This is a genomic window from Mesobacterium hydrothermale (assembly GCF_035818635.1).
GTDB lineage: Bacteria > Pseudomonadota > Alphaproteobacteria > Rhodobacterales > Rhodobacteraceae > Mesobacterium_A > Mesobacterium_A hydrothermale.
Map to the genome: position 1 here is coordinate 73,232 of NZ_JAYLLH010000018.1, position 15,658 is coordinate 88,889.

Genomic DNA, 15,658 nt, shown 5'->3' on the forward strand with positions numbered 1-15,658 from the left:
AACGGATATGGGTGCCCAGAACGGCAAGGACCTGTTGATCAAGGTGGATATGACCGGTGACGGCCAGTTCCAGACCATCGCGGGGCTGCGCGCGACGCGGCTGAGTTTCAACGCGGAAACGGTGGATGTGACGTCGCTGGACAGCGCCGGCGGGTGGCGCGAATTGCTGGGCGGGGCCGGGGTAAAATCTGCGGCGATTTCGGGCTCTGGCGTCTTTCGGGACGAGGCGACGGACGAACGCGCACGGCAATTGTTCTTTGACGCAGAGGTGCCGGATTTCCAGGTCATCATCCCCGATTTCGGCACGATCGAGGGGCCGTTCCAGGTGACCGCGCTGGAATACGCGGGGTCGCACAACGGCGAGGCGACCTATGAGCTGTCGCTGGCCTCTGCCGGGGCGCTGACCTTTGTCGCGCAGCCGGTGATCTGATGGCCAACCCGTGGCGCGGCGAGGTGGCGCTGGTGATCGACGGCGAACGGCGCGTGATGCGCCTGACGCTGGGGGCGCTGGCCGAACTTGAGGCGACGCTGGAGGCGGGATCGCTGGTGGCGCTGGTCGAGCGTTTCGAAACCGCCGCCTTCACCACGCGCGACGTGCTGGCGCTGATCGTAGCGGGGTTGCGCGGCGGGGGGTGGCAGGGGCGCGCCGGCGACCTGACCTCTGCGCAGATCGAGGGCGGGCCGGTGGCCGCGGCGAAGGCGGCGGCGGAGTTGCTGGCGCGGGCCTTTGCCTTGCCCGAGGACGGCTGAGGTGGACTGGCCCGCCCTGATGCGTGCCGGGCTGCGTGGCCTGCGGTTGGCGCCAGAGGTGTTCTGGGCGCTGACCCCGGCGGAGCTGATGTTCCTGCTGGGCGGCGGTGCTCGCCCGATGAACCGGGCGCGGCTGGATGAGCTTGCCCGCGCCTATCCTGACACTTCCGGAGGGAAAGATGAGCGATCTGAGTGATTTGTCAACCGATCTTGATGCGTTGGAGGAAAGCCTGTCCGGTGCGTCGGGCATGGCTGCGCAGTTCAACGCGGAGTTGCAGCGGATTCACACCACCTTTGCCGCGACGGGCAGCGGGGTGACGCGGCTGGAAACCGCGCTGAGCCGCGGGCTGGGACGTGCGATCGACGGCGTGGTGCTGGACGGGATGAAACTGTCCGACGCGCTGAAAGAGGTCGCGAATGACATGATTTCAAGTGCTTACAAGGCGGCGGTGCGCCCGGTGACCGATCATTTCGGTGGCCTGATCGCCGGGGGCGTGGCGCAGCTGTTCGGCGGGGCCTTTGCCGATGGCGCGGCGTTCGGCCAGGGCCGGGTGATGCCTTTCTCCAAGGGCGGCGTGCTGAGCGGGCCGGTCAGCTTTCCGATGCGCGGCGGCACCGGGTTGATGGGCGAAGCGGGACCCGAGGCGATCATGCCGCTGATGCGCGGCCCGGACGGGTCTCTGGGCGTGCGGGCGCAGGGCGGTGGCGGGCCGGTCAACGTGGTGATGAACATCACCACGCCGGATGTCGCCGGGTTCCAGCGCAGCCAGAGCCAGATCGCCGCGCAGATGGGCCGCGCGCTGGGGCGCGGGCAGCGCAACCGCTGAGGAGGGTTTGCCATGAGTTTCCATGACGTCAGGTTTCCGGCCAAGCTGAGCTTTGGCTCTGTCGGGGGGCCGGAGCGGCGCACCGATATCGTGACGCTGACCAGCGGGTACGAAGAGCGCAACACGCCCTGGGCGCATTCGCGCCGGCGCTATGACGCCGGGATCGGGTTGCGGTCGCTGGACGACATCGCCGCGCTGATCGCGTTTTTCGAGGCGCGGAAGGGGCAGATGTATGGGTTTCGCTGGAAGGACTGGTCGGACTACAAATCCTGCCTGCCGTCCGACGCGGTGCGCCACGATGACCAGGTTCTGGGCGTGGGCGATGGGGAAAGCGTTCAGTTCCAGTTGGTTAAGCTTTATCGTTCAGGTGCTGCGGATTATCTGCGGCCGATCACGAAACCGGTGGCGGGCACGGTGCGCGTGGGCGTGCAATCGGATGAGCAGCAGGAAGGCGTCGACTATGAAATCGACCTGACCACGGGGATCGTGACGCTGTCGCACCCGCCGGTCGAAGGGATCGTGGTGACCGCAGGGTTCGAGTTCGACGTGCCGGTGCGGTTCGACACCGACGGGATCCAGACCAGCGTGGCCAATTTCCAGGCCGGAGAGGCGCCGAACGTGCCGGTGGTGGAGCTGCGGGTCTGATGGGGTTGCACGCGGGGCTGAGGGCGCATCTGGGCGGCGGGGTGACCACGGTGGCGCGCGCTTGGGCGGTGACGCGCAAGGACGGGTTGCGGCTGGGGTTCACCGATCACGACCGGGAGCTTGTCTTTGACGGTCTGGTGTTTCGCGTCGATACGGGACTGAGCGCGCTGGCGTTGCAGCAGGGCACCGGGCTTTCGGTCGACAACACAGAGGCGCTGGGGGCGCTTTCGGACAGCGCGATTTCCGAGGCAGATATCGACGCCGGCCGGTTCGACGGGGCCGAAGTGGTGGCCTGGCTGGTGAACTGGGCGGACGTCGACCAACGGCAGGTGATGTTTCGCGGCTCGATCGGCGATATCACCCGACATGGCGGTGCGTTCCAGGCAGAGTTGCGCGGGCTGACCGAGGCGCTGAACCGGCCCGTGGGGCGCGTGTTCCAGGCGCCCTGCGGCGCGGTGCTGGGCGACGGGGCGTGCCGGTTCGACATGGCGACGCCGGGATACTTCTGGGACGGCGCGGTGGTCGCCACCGAGGGGCGGCGCGTGCTGACCTTGGGCGCGCTGGACCAGTTCGATGCCGGATGGTTCCAGCGCGGGCGCGTGCGGGTTTTGTCAGGGCTGGCCGAAGGGCTGCACGGGACGATCAAGCGCGACAGCTGGGACGGGCAAAGCCGGACGGTGGAGCTGTGGACGGAGCTGCGCGCCGAGGTGGTCCCCGGCGATCTGGTCCGGATCGAGGCCGGGTGCGACAAGCGGTTTGACACCTGTCGGTTGAAATTCAACAACCTGCTGAATTTTCAGGGGTTCCCCGATATTCCAGAGGAAGACTGGATGGCGATCCAGCCGGCATCGAGCACCGAGACCAGCGGAGGATCGCGGCGATGAACCGGGTGGTGACAGCCGCGCGCGGCTGGATCGGAACGCCCTATGTCCACCAGGCCTCGACCAGGGGGGCGGGCAGCGATTGCCTTGGGCTGTTGCGCGGTGTCTGGCGCGAGGTGATCGGCCCGGAACCGGTGCCGGTGCCCGCCTACAGCCGGGATTGGTCAGAGCCGCAGGGCGACGAGCGGCTGTGGCGCGTGGCGCAGCGGGTGCTGCGGGAAAAGCCCGTGCATGGCGAGGCCGCGGGCGACGTTCTGTTGTTCCGGATGCGGACGGGCGCGGTGGCGAAACATCTGGGCATCCAGGCGAGCGTGGGCGAAGGCGCCACGTTCGTGCATGCCTACAGCGGGCACGGGGTGGTCGAAAGCCGCCTGACGCCCCCCTGGCACCGGCGCATCGTGGCGCGGTTTGCCTTTCCGGCGGAGGGTTGAGGAATGGCGACAATACTTCTTTCGGCGGCGGGGGCCGCGATTGGCAGTTCGGTCGGCGGGTCGCTGCTGGGCCTGTCGATGACCGCCGTCGGACGGTTTGCCGGGGCGACGCTGGGCCGGGCGCTGGATCAGCGGCTGATGGGCCAGGGCGCGGAGGCGGTGGAAACCGGGCGGGTCGACCGGCTGCGCATCACCGGCGCGGGCGAGGGGCGCGCGGTGCCGCAGGCTTGGGGCCGGGTGCGGCTGGGCGGGCATGTGATCTGGGCAACGCAGTTCGCCGAACATGTCAGCACGTCGGGCGGGGGCGGCAAGGGCGCGCCGTCGCAACCGAAGGTGCGGCAGTATTCCTATTCCGTATCGCTGGCGGTGGCGCTGTGCGAGGGCGTGATCACCGGGGTGAACCGGGTCTGGGCCGACGGGGTCGAGATTGCCGTGACCGATCTGAACATGCGGGTTTACGACGGCAGCGCCGACCAGATGCCCGATCCGAAGATGGAAGCAGTGGAAGGTGCGGGTGCGGTGCCCGCCTATCGCGGCACGGCCTATGTGGTGATCGAGGACCTGATGCTGGAACGGTTCGGCAACCGGGTGCCGCAGTTCAGCTTCGAGGTGGTGCGCCCGGTGCAGGACGATCCCGAGGAGATGCCCTTTGGCGTGCGGGGCGTTGCGCTGATGCCGGGGACGGGCGAATACGCGCTGGCAACCGAGCCGGTGCATTTCGACTATGGCGCCGGGGTCAGCCGGGTGGCCAACGTGAACACGCCCTCTGGGCAGCCGGATTTTTCCACGTCGCTCAAGATGTTGGGCGATGAGCTGCCGGATTGCGGGGCGGTGTCGCTGGTGGTCAGTTGGTTCGGCAACGACCTGCGTTGCGGGGAATGCCACATCCGGCCGCTGGTCGAGCAGCGTTTGCAGGACGCTTCTCAGCCATGGACGGTTGCGGGTGTTGCCCGGTCGGTGGCCGGGCTGGTGCCCGAGGAGGACGGCCGGGTTGTCTATGGCGGAACACCGTCGGACGCATCGGTTCTGCAGGCGATCGCGGCGCTGAAAGAGGCCGGGCAGGCGGTGATGTATTACCCGTTCATCCTGATGGACCAGATGTCCGAGAACGGGATGCAGGACCCCTGGAGCGGGGCCGAGGACCAGCCGTCCCTGCCATGGCGCGGGCGGATCACGCTGAGCGTGGCGCCGGGGCGCGATGGGTCGCCGGATGGCACCGCTGCAGCGGATGCCGAGGTGGCGGCGTTTTTCGGCACTGCGGTGGCTGGTGATTTTGCCGTGGGGGACGGGACGGTCGCCTATACCGGGCCAATCGAATGGGGGTTCCGGCGGTTCATCCTGCACCAGGCGGCGCTGTGCGCGGCGGCGGGGGGCGTAGACGCGTTCTGTATCGGGTCCGAGATGCGGTCCTTGACGCAGATCCGGGGGGCGGCGGGGTTCCCGGCGGTGCAGGCGCTGAAGGCGCTGGCCGCCGAGGTGCGGGCACTGTTGGGACCGTCGGTAAAGATCGGGTACGCGGCGGATTGGTCGGAATATTTCGGCTATCACCCGCAGGACGGGTCGGGGGATGTCTATTTCCACCTGGATCCGCTGTGGTCGGATCCGAACATCGATTTCGTCGGGATCGACAATTACATGCCCCTGTCGGATTGGCGCGATGGCGCGGACCATGCCGATGCCGATTGGGGAACGGTTCACGATATCAACTACTTGCAGGCCAATGTTGCGGGCGGAGAGGGGTACGATTGGTACTATCCCTCGGCCGAGGCGCGCGCGGCGCAACGCCGCGAACCGATCAGCGACGGGGCCTATGGAGAGGCCTGGGTCTATCGCTACAAGGACATTCGCAACTGGTGGGGGCAACAGCATCACGACCGGATCGGCGGGGTGCGGCAGGAACTGCCGACGGATTGGGAGCCGGGGTCAAAGCCGGTCTGGTTCACCGAACTGGGGTGTCCGGCGGTGGACAAAGGCACGAACCAACCCAACGTGTTTTACGACGCGAAATCGTCGGAAAGCGCGTTGCCCCATTATTCCAACGGGTTGCGCGACCCGGCGATCCAGCGGGCCTATCTTAAGGCGATGCATGGCTATTGGGGCGATCCCGATAACAACCCGGTGTCAGAGGTCTATGCCGGGCCGATGGTCGACATGACCCGCGCCTTTGTCTGGGCCTGGGATGCGCGGCCTTACCCGTGGTTCCCGAATGCCGAGGATATCTGGTCGGACGGGGCGAACTGGCGTCGGGGGCATTGGATCACCGGGCGATCGGGGCATGTGTCGCTGGCTGCCGTGGTCCGCGAGATTTGTGCCCGCTCAGGGGTTTTTGATATAGATGTCAGTGGATTGCGCGGCGTTGTTCGCGGAATGACCGTGCCGGAATCGGGGGATGCGCGCGGCGCGTTGCAACCCTTGATGCTGGCCTACGGCTTCGATGCGATTGAACGAGACGGCGTTTTGGTGTTCCGGATGCGGGACGGGCAACGGGCGGTTGCGCTGGAGCGGGCAACGCTGGCGGTGCACCCGGACGTGGACAATGATCTGGTCGAGGTGCGCACGGGCGAGGCCGAGATGGCGGGCCGGGTGCGTGTGGGCTTTACCGAGGCCGACGGCGACCACCGGGTGATCACAGAGGAAACCGTGCTGCCGGACGAGGCGACCCATGCGGTGGCGGAAACCGAATTGCCGCTGGCGCTGACCCGGGCCGAGGGGCGGCAGGTGGTGGAACGCTGGCTGAACGAGGCGCGGGTGGCGCGCGACACCGTGCGCTTTGCCCTGCCGCCCAGCCAGATGGCGGTTGCGGCGGGCGACGTGGTGACATTGCCGCTGGAGGGAGTGCCGGCGCGGCTGCGGGTGGACCGGGTCGAAGTCACCACCCATCAGATGATCGAGGCGGTGCGGATCGAGGAGGCGGTCTATCACCCGTCGGAGTTTCCTGACGACGCGGTCAGCCTGCGCCCGGTTTCGGAACTGGCGCCGGTGCTGTCGCTGTTCATGGACCTGCCCCTGATGACCGGCCAGGAGGTGGCGCATGCCCCGCATGTGGCGGTGGCGGCGCGGCCCTGGCCGGGCAGCGTGGCGGTTTATGCTTCGGGCACGGATGCGGATTACGCGCTGGACCTGTTGATCGCGGCGCAATCGGTTGTTGGGGTCACCCGAACGAACCTGCCCGCGCATCCACCGGGCCGGCCGGACCTTGGCCCGGGGCTGGAGGTCGATCTGACCAGCGGGACGCTGTCGCAGATCGACGATGCGGCGCTTCTGGCGGGGCGGAACCTGTTTGCCATTGGCGACGGCACGCCTGGCAACTGGGAACTGTTCCAGGCCCGGGACGTGGCGCTGATCGGCGACCGGCGCTGGCGGCTGGAGTATCGCTTGCGCGGGCAGTTCGGCAGCGACGCGGCCATGCCCGAAAGCTGGCCTGCGGGCAGTTACCTGGTGGCGATGAACGGGATTCCGGTGCAATTGCCGCTGGCGGCGGCGGCGCGCGGGGTCGAACGGCACTACCGCGTGGGGCCGGCCAAGCTGAGCTATGACAGCCCGCTGTACCGGCACCTGGAACTGGCCTTTGCAGGCAACGGGCTGCGGCCTTACCGGCCCGCGCATCTGGTGGTTGTGCCAGGGCTGGATGGGCATGACGTTTCTTGGATCCGGCGCACGCGGATCGACGGTGACCCCTGGGACGCGCCCGAGGTGCCGCTGGGCGAAGAGAGCGAACGCTACCTGCTGCAGGTCCGTCAGGGCGGGCAGGTGCTGCGCGAGGTGACGCTGGAGGCGCCGGTCTGGACCTATTCCGCAGGGATGCAGGGGGCCGACGGCATCACGGGCGTGTTCGAAGTGGCGGTGGCGCAGGTTTCGGCGAAATACGGGGCCGGGCCCTTTGCCGTCGCCACGGCCTCGGGGTGATGCGGCCGGTCCTGCCCGGCGATCTGAGCGCGGCGGCGCGGGTGTTGCTGCGTCTGCCGCCCGAGGGGCGCGCGGAGGCGGCGCGGCGGTTGGTCCACGAGGCGGCGGTGGCAGATCGGTATCGGTTGTTGACCGGGCGCGTGCATCCCGAATTCGGCACCGGGTCCTTGATGTCGCGGGCGTTGCGGGCGAAACCGTTGCCAGAGCCGCTGATCGACCAGCCCGACTATGCCCGTTGCCTGATCGCGGTGCTGGAGGCGATCCTGGACGCTCAGCCCGTGGCGCAGGAAACACAGCGGGTTGCGGTTGGGTCCAGTTCCAGACGTTTCACCGGGATGTCTTCGCCGCAATCATCGCAATAGCCGAAGTCACCGTCGTCGATCCGGGCCAGGGCCGCCGTCAGGGCGCGGCGCAGCCCGTCGCGGCGCGCCTGGGTGGCGCGGGCCATCGACTGGGCAAGCAGCGCGTCCTGCCGCGACAGACGCCCGACCGCCTGCTGGTCGAGTTCGACCGTGGCTTGTGCGTCCTTTCCCAAGGCGTCCTCGGCATCGAGATCGGCCAGACGGGCGAGGATCAGTTGCCGGAAACGGGCCTGTTCGGACGTATTCATCCTGACGATCCCTGTCATCACGGGTTTGCGTTTTGGTTCAGGCACCCTATCTGCTATAGCCTGACGCGCAAAGGGAGAGACGTCATGGCACAGACACGTGCAAAAATCGCCGAACTGGACCCGGTTTGGGCGCGCATCATCCAGGAGGCCGAAGACGCCGTCGCTGAAGAGCCGCTTCTGGGCGGGATGATCCATTATTCGATCCTGCATCACCCGAGCTTTGAGCGGGCGCTGGCCTATCGCATTTCGCTGAAACTGGCCAATGGCGAGATGACCGAGCAGATCCTGCGGGAAATCTGTGACGAGGCGCTGTCCGCCGACCCGACCATCGCCACCGATGCGCGCGCCGATATCATGGCGGTTTACGACCGCGACCCGGCCTGCCACCGGTATCTACAGCCGCTGTTGTTCTTCAAGGGTTTCCAGGCGGTGCAGGCCTATCGCGTGGCGCATTGGCTGTGGGGGCAGGGCCGCAAGGACCTGGCCTATTTCTTCCAGATGCGGGCGTCGGAGATGTTCGGCGTCGACATACACCCGGCGGCCAAGATCGGCAAGGGCATCATGATAGACCATGCCCATGCCATCGTGATCGGCGAAACCGCCGTGGTGGGGGACAACGTGTCGATGCTGCATTCGGTGACGCTGGGCGGGACCGGCAAGGAAGAGGAAGACCGTCATCCCAAGATCGGGGATGGCGTGCTGATCGGGGCCGGGGCCAAGGTGCTGGGCAATATCAAGGTCGGCTGCTGCTCTCGGATCGCGGCGGGGTCCGTGGTGCTGCGCGAGGTGCCGCCGGCGACGACCGTGGCGGGGGTTCCGGCCAAGATCGTGGGCGAGGCCGGGTGTCCGCAACCGTCGATCGAGATGAACCAGATGGTCGGCGGCAGCTAAGCCCGCGCGGCGCGGTGACAGCGGCGCGCGGGGCCAGGCCCCGCGCACAGGGTCTGCCTGCCGCGATGCGGCAGGCGGGTCCTGGGGGCGCTGCCCCCCTTGCCCGTACCGGGCAATTCCCCCCGAGGTATTTGGAAAACCAAAGACAGCAGAGCGCCGCCTTCCGAGGGAAAGGCGGCGTTTGATCTTGTCGCGGATTGCCGGCTCAGGCCAGCATCAGCATCGGGTTTTCGAGGCTGTCGACGATGGACTGCAACAGTTGCGCGCCAAGCGCCCCGTCGATGACCCGGTGGTCGACCGACAGCGTGACCGACATCACCGTCGCCACCGCCAGTTCGCCATCGGCCCCGACCACGGGTTTCTTGACCCCCGCGCCCACGGCCAGGATCGCGCCGTGCGGCGGGTTGATGACTGCGTCGAAATTGTCGATGCCGAACATCCCGAGGTTGGAAATCGCGAAGCTGCCGCCCTGGTATTCATGCGGGGCCAGCTTCTTGTCGCGCGCGCGGGTAGCGAGGTCTTTCATCTCGGCGCTGAGGGCCGAAAGCGACTTCTTGTCGGCGTCTTTCAGCACCGGGGTGAACAGCCCGCCTTCGATCGCGACGGCGACCGCCACGTCCGAGGGTTTCAGCTGCAGGATCCGGTCGCCGGCCCAGACCGCGTTCGCGGCGGGGACTGCTTGCAGGGCTTGCGCGCAGGCCTTGATGATGAAGTCGTTGACCGACAGTTTCACACCCCGGCCTTCCAGTTGCTTGTTCAGCTGGCTGCGGAATTTCAGCAACGCGTCCAGCTTGATGTCCCGGCGCAGGTAGAAATGCGGGATGGTCTGCTTGGCCTCGGTCAGGCGGGCAGCGATGGTCTTGCGCATTCCGTCCAGCGGTACTTCGGTGTAGGCGCGGTCGGCATAGATCTTGGCGATGGCATCCGCCGACGGGCCTTTGGGCGCCGGGGCGGGTGTCGGGGCGTCGGCCTTGGCCGGGGCCGCGGCCGCGGGCTTGGCCGGTGCGGCGGTGGCGTTTTCCACGTCCGCCTTGACGATCCGGCCGCGCGGGCCGGAGCCGCTGATCTGGCCAAGGTCCAGCCCCTTCTGCGCGGCGATACGCCGGGCAAGCGGCGAGGCGAAGATCCGGGTGCCATCCGCCGCTTGCGGGGCGGCGGGCGCCGGGGCCGCCGCTGCGGCGGGGGCGGGCGCAGGCGCAGGCGCAGGCGCGGGGGTTGGGGCGGCTGCCGGGGCAGGGGCGCTGCCGGCATCGGCCGGCACCTCTTCGCCGTCTTCCACCAGCACCATGATCGGGGTGTTGACCTTTACCCCGTCGGTGCCTTCGGCGACGAGGATCTTGCCGACGATGCCTTCATCGACGGCTTCGAATTCCATCGTCGCCTTGTCGGTTTCGATTTCGGCGATGATGTCGCCCGAGGTGACGGTGTCGCCTTCCTTGACCAGCCATTTGGCCAGGGTGCCGTCCTCCATCGTGGGGGACAGGGCGGGCATCAGGATTTCGGTTGCCATGTCTGGTCCCCCTTACCGGTAGGTAACTTGCTTGACCGCGTCGATGACCTCGGCGGTGGTGACAAGTGCGTGCTTTTCAAGGTTGGCGGCATAGGGCATCGGCACATCCTTGCCGGTGCAGTTGATGACCGGCGCGTCGAGGTAATCGAACGCCTTCATCATGATGGTTGCCGACAGGTGGTTGCCGATGCTGCCCACGGGCCAGCCTTCTTCGACGGTGACGCAGCGGTTGGTTTTCATCACCGAGGCCAGCACCGTATCATAATCGATCGGGCGCAGGGTGCGCAGGTCGATGACCTCGGCCGAGATGCCTTCCTCGGCCAGCTTGTCCGCCGCTTCCAGGGCATAGGTCATGCCGATGCCGAAGCTGACGATGGTCACGTCAGTGCCGGTCCGCCAGACGCGGGCCTTGCCGAAGGGGATGGTGAAATCGTCCAGCACGGGCACCTCGAAGGATTTGCCGTAGAGGATTTCGTTTTCCAGGAAGATCACCGGGTTGGGGTCGCGGATCGCGGTCTTCATCAACCCTTTGTAGTCAGAGGCCGAATAGGGCATCACGACCCTGAGGCCGGGGACCTGCGCGTACCATGCCGCGTAGTCCTGGCTGTGCTGGGCGGCGACGCGGGCGGCAGCCCCGTTGGGACCACGGAACACCATCGGCGCGCCCATCTGGCCGCCGGACATGTAAAGCGTCTTGGCGGCAGAGTTGATGATGTGGTCAATCGCCTGCATGGCGAAGTTGAAGGTCATGAACTCGACGATCGGGCGCAGCCCGCCAAAGGATGCACCGACCGCGATCCCGGCAAAGCCATGTTCGGTGATCGGTGTGTCGATCACGCGCTTGGCGCCGAATTCGTCCAGCAAGCCCTGGCTGATCTTGTAGGCGCCCTGGTATTCGGCCACCTCTTCGCCCATCAGGAACACGCTGTCGTCGCGGCGCATTTCTTCGGCCATGGCGTCGCGCAGGGCTTCGCGCACGGTCTGGGTTTTCATCTCGGTGCCTTCGGGCCAGTCCGGGCTGGTGTCGGGCTGCGGTGCGTCGGCGGGGGGCGCAGCCTTGGCCGGGGCGGCGGCGGCCGGGGCCGGTTCGGCGGCGGGCGCTGTGGCAGCCGCGGCGCTGCCGGCGCCCTCGGGAACGGATTCGCCGTCTTCCACCAGCACCATGATCGGCGTGTTCACGGTCACACCTTCGGTGCCTTCAGCGACGAGGATCTTGCCGACTATGCCTTCATCGACGGCTTCGAATTCCATCGTCGCCTTGTCGGTTTCGATTTCGGCGATGATGTCGCCCGAGGTGACGGTGTCGCCTTCCTTGACCAGCCATTTGGCCAGAGTGCCGTCCTCCATCGTGGGGGACAGGGCGGGCATGAGAATTTCAGTTGCCATTGGTGTTGTCTCCCCCTCAGGCGGTCGCGTCGGCGTAGATGTCGGTCCAAAGTTCCTCGAGCGCGGGCTCGGGGCTTTCCTTGGCGAATTCAGCGCTGTCGTTCACGATGGCCTTGATTTCCTTGTCGATGGCTTTCAGGTCGTCCTCGGTCGCGTGCTTGCCTTGCAGCAGCATGTCGCGGACGTGGTCGATGGGATCGCGTTCCTCGCGCATTTTCTGCACCTCTTCGCGGGTGCGGTACTTGGCCGGGTCCGACATCGAGTGGCCCCGGTAGCGATAGGTCTTGACCTCAAGGATGTAGGGCCCGTTGCCCGCGCGGCAGTGCGCCACGGCCTTTTCGCTGGCCGCCTTGACCGCCAGAACGTCCATGCCGTCAACTTCTTCACCGGGGATGCCGAAGGCTTCGCCGCGGGTGTGCAGGTCTGGGGTGGAGGTGGACCGTTTCTGCGCGGTGCCCATGGCGTACTGGTTGTTTTCCACCACGAAGATCACCGGCAGTTTCCACAGGGCGGCCATGTTGAAGGTCTCGTAAACCTGGCCCTGGTTGGCGGCACCGTCACCGAAATAGGTGAAGGTGACGCGGCCGTTTTCAAGATACTTGTCGGCGAAGGCCAGGCCCGCGCCCAGCGGCACCTGTGCACCGACGATGCCGTGACCGCCGTAAAAGTTCTTCTCTTTCGAGAACATGTGCATCGAGCCGCCCTTGCCCTTGGAATAGCCGCCCTCGCGCCCGGTCAGTTCGGCCATGACGCCGTTGGGATCCATGCCGCAGGCCAGCATGTGGCCGTGGTCGCGGTAAGAGGTGATGCGCTTGTCGCCCTCTTCGGTCGCGGCCTCCAGGCCGACGACAACGGCTTCTTGCCCGATATACAGATGGCAGAAGCCGCCGATCAGGCCCATGCCGTAAAGCTGGCCGGCCTTTTCCTCGAACCGGCGGATCAACAGCATGTCACGATAGTACTTTGTCAGCTCCTCGGCCGAGACATTCGGCTGGGCTGTGGCTTTGCGGGTCGCCATCGGCGCTCCTCCCGTGCGATTAGTTTAGTGTTAAACTTTCCTGAAACTACCCACTGATTGACCATATGTCAAAGGTCAGTCCCGCCACGCGTCGCATGGCAGGGTTGCAGGGGGTGCAGGAATCGCGGGAAAGGGCGCTTAGCGCACGACGATTTCGTCCTGGCGCATCAGGCCAAGGATATCGCGCGCCTGCTGGTCCAGCAGGTCCAGATCAAGATAGGCGTCGGACAGGCGCAGCGTCAGGTTTTCCATCCGGTCGACCTGCACATCCAGCGCGTCGCGCTCTGCCCGCAGGGCGGCGGCGGTGGTTTCCAGCTCTGCCCGGCGGAACAGGCCGTATTCACCCTGAACCGCGGCAAAGGTGAAATAAACACCAAGGCTCATGGCGATGGCGAAAAACGCGAGAGCGCCGAACGGGGGCTTGACGCGGGTCGGATTGGTCATGTCGTGCCTCTTGTCCGCGTCTCTTGGGTGGACGCGTGCGACAATTATGCCCGTGCGAATCGAGGCCGCAAAGCCCCTCTGCTCTTTCGAACCGCGATGGCTTGCGCCATGTTGCCGATACGACTCGCTTTGCTGTTCTGGGGCTGTATCTGGTGTTGCGGATTCTCGTCATTCTTGTGCTTGTCGCGGGTGTCGGCGGTTGCGCCCCGCGCGGCGCGCTGCATTTCCTGCCGGGGGCAGAGGTCGAGGGCGCGGCGATCCAGCGGGTCTTTGTCGCGACGAATCGCAACCTTGCCCAGCCGGACGATCCGCGTATCGTCGCGCAAAGCTTCGGGGCCACGCGCGATCCGGCGCTGCATTACGCGCGGCTCGATATCTCGATCCCGCCGACCCATGCCGAGGGCCAGATCGAATGGCCCGGCGCGGCCAATGTCGACCCTGCGAAGCATTTCGTGGTGACCGACAGCACCCGGCTGGCCAGCCAGCGCGACTTTCTGCGCGCGATCGACGCCGCCCTGCCCACGGGCAGCAAAGAGGTGGTGGTGTTCGTGCATGGCTATAACGTCAACAACGCCGAGGCGGTCTATCGCCTTGCCCAGATCGGTCACGATTTCCGGGCCCGCGCGCCGGTGGTGGCCTATTCCTGGCCCTCGGCGGGCAGCCCGCGCGGCTATGTCTATGACCGGGACAGCGTCATCTTTTCGCGCGACGGGCTGGAAACCTTCCTGACCGACCTGACGGCGGGGGGTAAACGCCGCGTCCTGCTGGTGGGACATTCCATGGGCACACAGCTGGTGATGGAAGTGTTGCGCCAGATCTCGATCAGCGGCGACAAATCCGTGTTGCGGCGGTTGAACGGCGTGGCGCTGATTTCGCCCGATATCGACGAAGACGTGTTCCGTCGGCAAGCCGCGCGGATTTCGCCCTTTCCCGAACCCTTCCTGCTGGCGGTGTCACAGGACGACCTGTTCCTCAATATCTCGGCCTGGATGACCGGCAAACCGACACGGCTGGGCAGCATCGGGACCCGTGACGCGCTGTCGGACCTGCCGGTGCAGGTCGTCGATCTGTCCGGCCTGGAAGGGGGGGATCGCGGCGGTCAAAGCACCGCGTTCACGGCACCCGCCGCGATTGAACGCCTGCGGAGCCTGGCAGGGCGCTGAGTTGCGCGCCCCGCCGCTGTTGTCCGAACTTAGCCGGCGACCGACGCCGCGCAGATCGCATCGATGGTCTTGGCCAGTTCGGCGTCGAACTCCGCATCCGACTGCTGCGCCGACAGGCCTTCGGTCAGCGCGCGGCTGAAGCTGGCGATCATGCCGGTGTTCTGCGACAGCATTTCGTTTGCTGCGTCCAGGGCATACCCGCCCGACAGCGCCACGACGCGCATGACGCCCGGGTGATCGATCAGCGGCTTGTAGAAGTTCGCCTCGGACGGCAGCGACAGTTTCAGCATGACCTGAACGCCGGGCGCGAGCGCATCAAGCTGGGCGGTGATTTCATCGCGCAGGATCGCCTCAGCCTCTGCCTTGTCGGCGATGGTGATCGTGACCTCGGGTTCGATGATCGGCATCAGCCCGTGGCCCAGGATCTGCTTGCCGATCTCGAACTGCTGCGCCACGACCGCCTTGATGCCGTCGGCGTTGGCGGCGGAAATGACCGAGCGCATCTTGGTGCCGAAAATGCCCTTTCCGACAGCGCGCGACTGCAGCGCGTCGAGATCGGGCATCGGCTTCATCAACTGGCAGCCGTTTTCTTCGGCGGCAAGACCCTTGTCGACCTTCAGGAACGGCACCACCTGGCGGTTTTCCCACAGGTATTGCGCGGTCGGGATACCGTCGATCGCGCCGTCCATGGTGCGTTCGAACAGAATCGCGCCGATGACCTTTGCGCCGGTAAAGGCAGGGGACTTGATGATCCGCGCGCGCATGTCGTGGATCAGGCAATACATCTCTTCTTCGGTGCTGTAGGCCTCTTCGTCGATGCCGTAGAGCTTCAGCGCCTTGGGGGTCGAGCCGCCCGACTGGTCCAGCGCGGCGATGAAGCCGGGCTTGTCGGACATTTGCTGTGTCATCTGTTCATGTGCCATGAGAAGTCGCCTGTTCTGGAATGCCGTGTTCCGCGGCGGGGCCGCGGCTGGCGCAGCCATAGGCGGCTGCTACACGACAGGCAAAGGGGGTTGCGCTAACGGACGCGTCGAAACGCCGCGATGTTGCGCAGTTGCCTGATTTTTGTGACAGGGATGTGGCGACGACCGCGGCGGGGCGGTTTTGCGGGGGGGGGAAGGGGGGGGGGGGGGGGGGGGGGGGGGGGGGGGGGGGGGGGGGGGGGGGGGGGGGGGGGGGGGGGGGGGGGGGGGGGG

17 protein-coding genes are annotated in these 15,658 nt (G+C 66.5%); 11 read left to right on the forward strand and 6 right to left on the reverse strand.

Annotated elements, in window-relative coordinates; all coding sequences use genetic code 11:
- Positions 1-7: 7 nt before the first annotated feature.
- The 9 genes from VK792_RS13085 to VK792_RS13125 are packed head-to-tail and all read left to right on the forward strand — an operon-like array spanning position 8 to position 7,802.
- Positions 8-430 (forward strand): phage major tail protein, TP901-1 family, encoded by a 423-nt coding sequence (locus VK792_RS13085; protein ID WP_326297957.1) that lies wholly within the window; start codon positions 8-10, stop codon positions 428-430.
- Positions 430-750 (forward strand): gene transfer agent family protein, encoded by a 321-nt coding sequence (locus VK792_RS13090; protein WP_326297958.1) that lies wholly within the window; start codon positions 430-432, stop codon positions 748-750. Before VK792_RS13085 ends, VK792_RS13090 begins: the two co-directional genes overlap by 1 nt.
- Before the next feature lies 1 nt (position 751).
- Positions 752-946: a rcc01693 family protein gene (locus VK792_RS13095; protein ID WP_326297959.1), complete on the forward strand. Its 195-nt coding sequence runs from the start codon at positions 752-754 to the stop codon at positions 944-946.
- A complete protein-coding gene (locus VK792_RS13100) occupies positions 930-1,577 on the forward strand; it encodes an RcGTA-type gene transfer agent tail tape measure protein (RefSeq protein ID WP_326297960.1) in 648 nt (215 codons plus the stop codon). Before VK792_RS13095 ends, VK792_RS13100 begins: the two co-directional genes overlap by 17 nt.
- Before the next feature lie 12 nt (positions 1,578-1,589).
- Positions 1,590-2,222: a DUF2460 domain-containing protein gene (locus VK792_RS13105; RefSeq protein WP_326297961.1), complete on the forward strand. Its 633-nt coding sequence runs from the start codon at positions 1,590-1,592 to the stop codon at positions 2,220-2,222.
- Entirely contained in the window at positions 2,222-3,106 is an 885-nt protein-coding gene (locus tag VK792_RS13110; RefSeq protein WP_326297962.1) for a phage/gene transfer agent baseplate hub protein, read from the forward strand. Before VK792_RS13105 ends, VK792_RS13110 begins: the two co-directional genes overlap by 1 nt.
- Entirely contained in the window at positions 3,103-3,534 is a 432-nt protein-coding gene (locus tag VK792_RS13115; protein ID WP_326297963.1) for an NlpC/P60 family protein, read from the forward strand. The genes VK792_RS13110 and VK792_RS13115 overlap by 4 nt, the downstream gene beginning before the upstream one ends.
- 3 nt (positions 3,535-3,537) lie before the next feature.
- On the forward strand, positions 3,538-7,440 hold the full coding sequence (locus VK792_RS13120) for a baseplate multidomain protein megatron (protein WP_326297964.1): 3,903 nt from the start codon (positions 3,538-3,540) through the stop codon (positions 7,438-7,440).
- Positions 7,440-7,802, forward strand: coding sequence for a DUF7742 family protein (locus VK792_RS13125; protein WP_326297965.1), 363 nt, complete (start codon positions 7,440-7,442; stop codon positions 7,800-7,802). Before VK792_RS13120 ends, VK792_RS13125 begins: the two co-directional genes overlap by 1 nt.
- On the opposite strand, the gene VK792_RS13130 is transcribed toward VK792_RS13125, so the two are convergent.
- Positions 7,712-8,050 carry a TraR/DksA family transcriptional regulator gene (locus VK792_RS13130; protein ID WP_326297966.1) on the reverse strand — a complete coding sequence of 113 codons (339 nt, stop codon included), beginning with the start codon at positions 8,048-8,050 and terminating at the stop codon, positions 7,712-7,714. The two genes, VK792_RS13125 and VK792_RS13130, sit on opposite strands and share 91 nt — an antisense overlap.
- A gap of 84 nt (positions 8,051-8,134) precedes the next feature.
- On the opposite strand from VK792_RS13130, the gene cysE reads away from it, so the two are divergent.
- The gene (gene cysE / locus VK792_RS13135; protein WP_326297967.1) at positions 8,135-8,941 is read left to right on the forward strand and encodes a serine O-acetyltransferase; all 807 of its coding nucleotides are present in this window, start codon (positions 8,135-8,137) and stop codon (positions 8,939-8,941) included.
- 205 nt (positions 8,942-9,146) lie between these two features.
- Here cysE and VK792_RS13140 read toward each other — a convergent pair whose 3' ends face one another.
- From VK792_RS13140 to VK792_RS13155, 4 genes are all read right to left on the reverse strand, one after another.
- Positions 9,147-10,451 (reverse strand): pyruvate dehydrogenase complex dihydrolipoamide acetyltransferase, encoded by a 1,305-nt coding sequence (locus VK792_RS13140; protein WP_326297968.1) that lies wholly within the window; start codon positions 10,449-10,451, stop codon positions 9,147-9,149.
- Between the two features lie 12 nt (positions 10,452-10,463).
- Positions 10,464-11,837 carry a pyruvate dehydrogenase complex E1 component subunit beta gene (locus VK792_RS13145; RefSeq protein ID WP_326297969.1) on the reverse strand — a complete coding sequence of 458 codons (1,374 nt, stop codon included), beginning with the start codon at positions 11,835-11,837 and terminating at the stop codon, positions 10,464-10,466.
- Between the two features lie 16 nt (positions 11,838-11,853).
- A complete protein-coding gene (pdhA, locus tag VK792_RS13150; protein ID WP_326297970.1) occupies positions 11,854-12,855 on the reverse strand; it encodes a pyruvate dehydrogenase (acetyl-transferring) E1 component subunit alpha in 1,002 nt (333 codons plus the stop codon).
- A gap of 138 nt (positions 12,856-12,993) precedes the next feature.
- The gene (locus VK792_RS13155) at positions 12,994-13,299 is read right to left on the reverse strand and encodes an FtsB family cell division protein (protein WP_326297971.1); all 306 of its coding nucleotides are present in this window, start codon (positions 13,297-13,299) and stop codon (positions 12,994-12,996) included.
- 101 nt (positions 13,300-13,400) lie between these two features.
- On the opposite strand from VK792_RS13155, the gene VK792_RS13160 reads away from it, so the two are divergent.
- Positions 13,401-14,462 carry an alpha/beta hydrolase gene (locus VK792_RS13160; RefSeq protein WP_326297972.1) on the forward strand — a complete coding sequence of 354 codons (1,062 nt, stop codon included), beginning with the start codon at positions 13,401-13,403 and terminating at the stop codon, positions 14,460-14,462.
- Positions 14,463-14,491: 29 nt separating this feature from the next.
- On the opposite strand, the gene VK792_RS13165 is transcribed toward VK792_RS13160, so the two are convergent.
- Positions 14,492-15,385, reverse strand: a complete 894-nt coding sequence (locus tag VK792_RS13165; RefSeq protein WP_326297973.1) for a fructose bisphosphate aldolase — start codon at positions 15,383-15,385, stop codon at positions 14,492-14,494.
- Between the last annotated feature and the right edge of the window lie 273 nt (positions 15,386-15,658).

Excerpts from the sequence above, each read along its gene's own strand:
- VK792_RS13085 (WP_326297957.1), top strand. The coding sequence starts at position 8 with ATGGGTGCCCAGAACGGCAAGGACCTGTTGATCAAGGTGGATATGACC.
- VK792_RS13090 (WP_326297958.1), top strand. The coding sequence starts at position 430 with ATGGCCAACCCGTGGCGCGGCGAGGTGGCGCTGGTGATCGACGGCGAA.
- VK792_RS13100 (WP_326297960.1), top strand. The coding sequence starts at position 930 with ATGAGCGATCTGAGTGATTTGTCAACCGATCTTGATGCGTTGGAGGAA.
- VK792_RS13105 (WP_326297961.1), top strand. The coding sequence starts at position 1,590 with ATGAGTTTCCATGACGTCAGGTTTCCGGCCAAGCTGAGCTTTGGCTCT.
- VK792_RS13110 (WP_326297962.1), top strand. The coding sequence starts at position 2,222 with ATGGGGTTGCACGCGGGGCTGAGGGCGCATCTGGGCGGCGGGGTGACC.
- VK792_RS13115 (WP_326297963.1), top strand. The coding sequence starts at position 3,103 with ATGAACCGGGTGGTGACAGCCGCGCGCGGCTGGATCGGAACGCCCTAT.
- VK792_RS13120 (WP_326297964.1), top strand. The coding sequence starts at position 3,538 with ATGGCGACAATACTTCTTTCGGCGGCGGGGGCCGCGATTGGCAGTTCG.
- VK792_RS13125 (WP_326297965.1), top strand. The coding sequence starts at position 7,440 with ATGCGGCCGGTCCTGCCCGGCGATCTGAGCGCGGCGGCGCGGGTGTTG.
- VK792_RS13130 (WP_326297966.1), bottom strand. The coding sequence starts at position 8,050 with ATGAATACGTCCGAACAGGCCCGTTTCCGGCAACTGATCCTCGCCCGT.
- cysE (WP_326297967.1), top strand. The coding sequence starts at position 8,135 with ATGGCACAGACACGTGCAAAAATCGCCGAACTGGACCCGGTTTGGGCG.
- VK792_RS13140 (WP_326297968.1), bottom strand. The coding sequence starts at position 10,451 with ATGGCAACCGAAATCCTGATGCCCGCCCTGTCCCCCACGATGGAGGAC.
- VK792_RS13145 (WP_326297969.1), bottom strand. The coding sequence starts at position 11,837 with ATGGCAACTGAAATTCTCATGCCCGCCCTGTCCCCCACGATGGAGGAC.
- pdhA (WP_326297970.1), bottom strand. The coding sequence starts at position 12,855 with ATGGCGACCCGCAAAGCCACAGCCCAGCCGAATGTCTCGGCCGAGGAG.
- VK792_RS13155 (WP_326297971.1), bottom strand. The coding sequence starts at position 13,299 with ATGACCAATCCGACCCGCGTCAAGCCCCCGTTCGGCGCTCTCGCGTTT.
- VK792_RS13165 (WP_326297973.1), bottom strand. The coding sequence starts at position 15,385 with ATGGCACATGAACAGATGACACAGCAAATGTCCGACAAGCCCGGCTTC.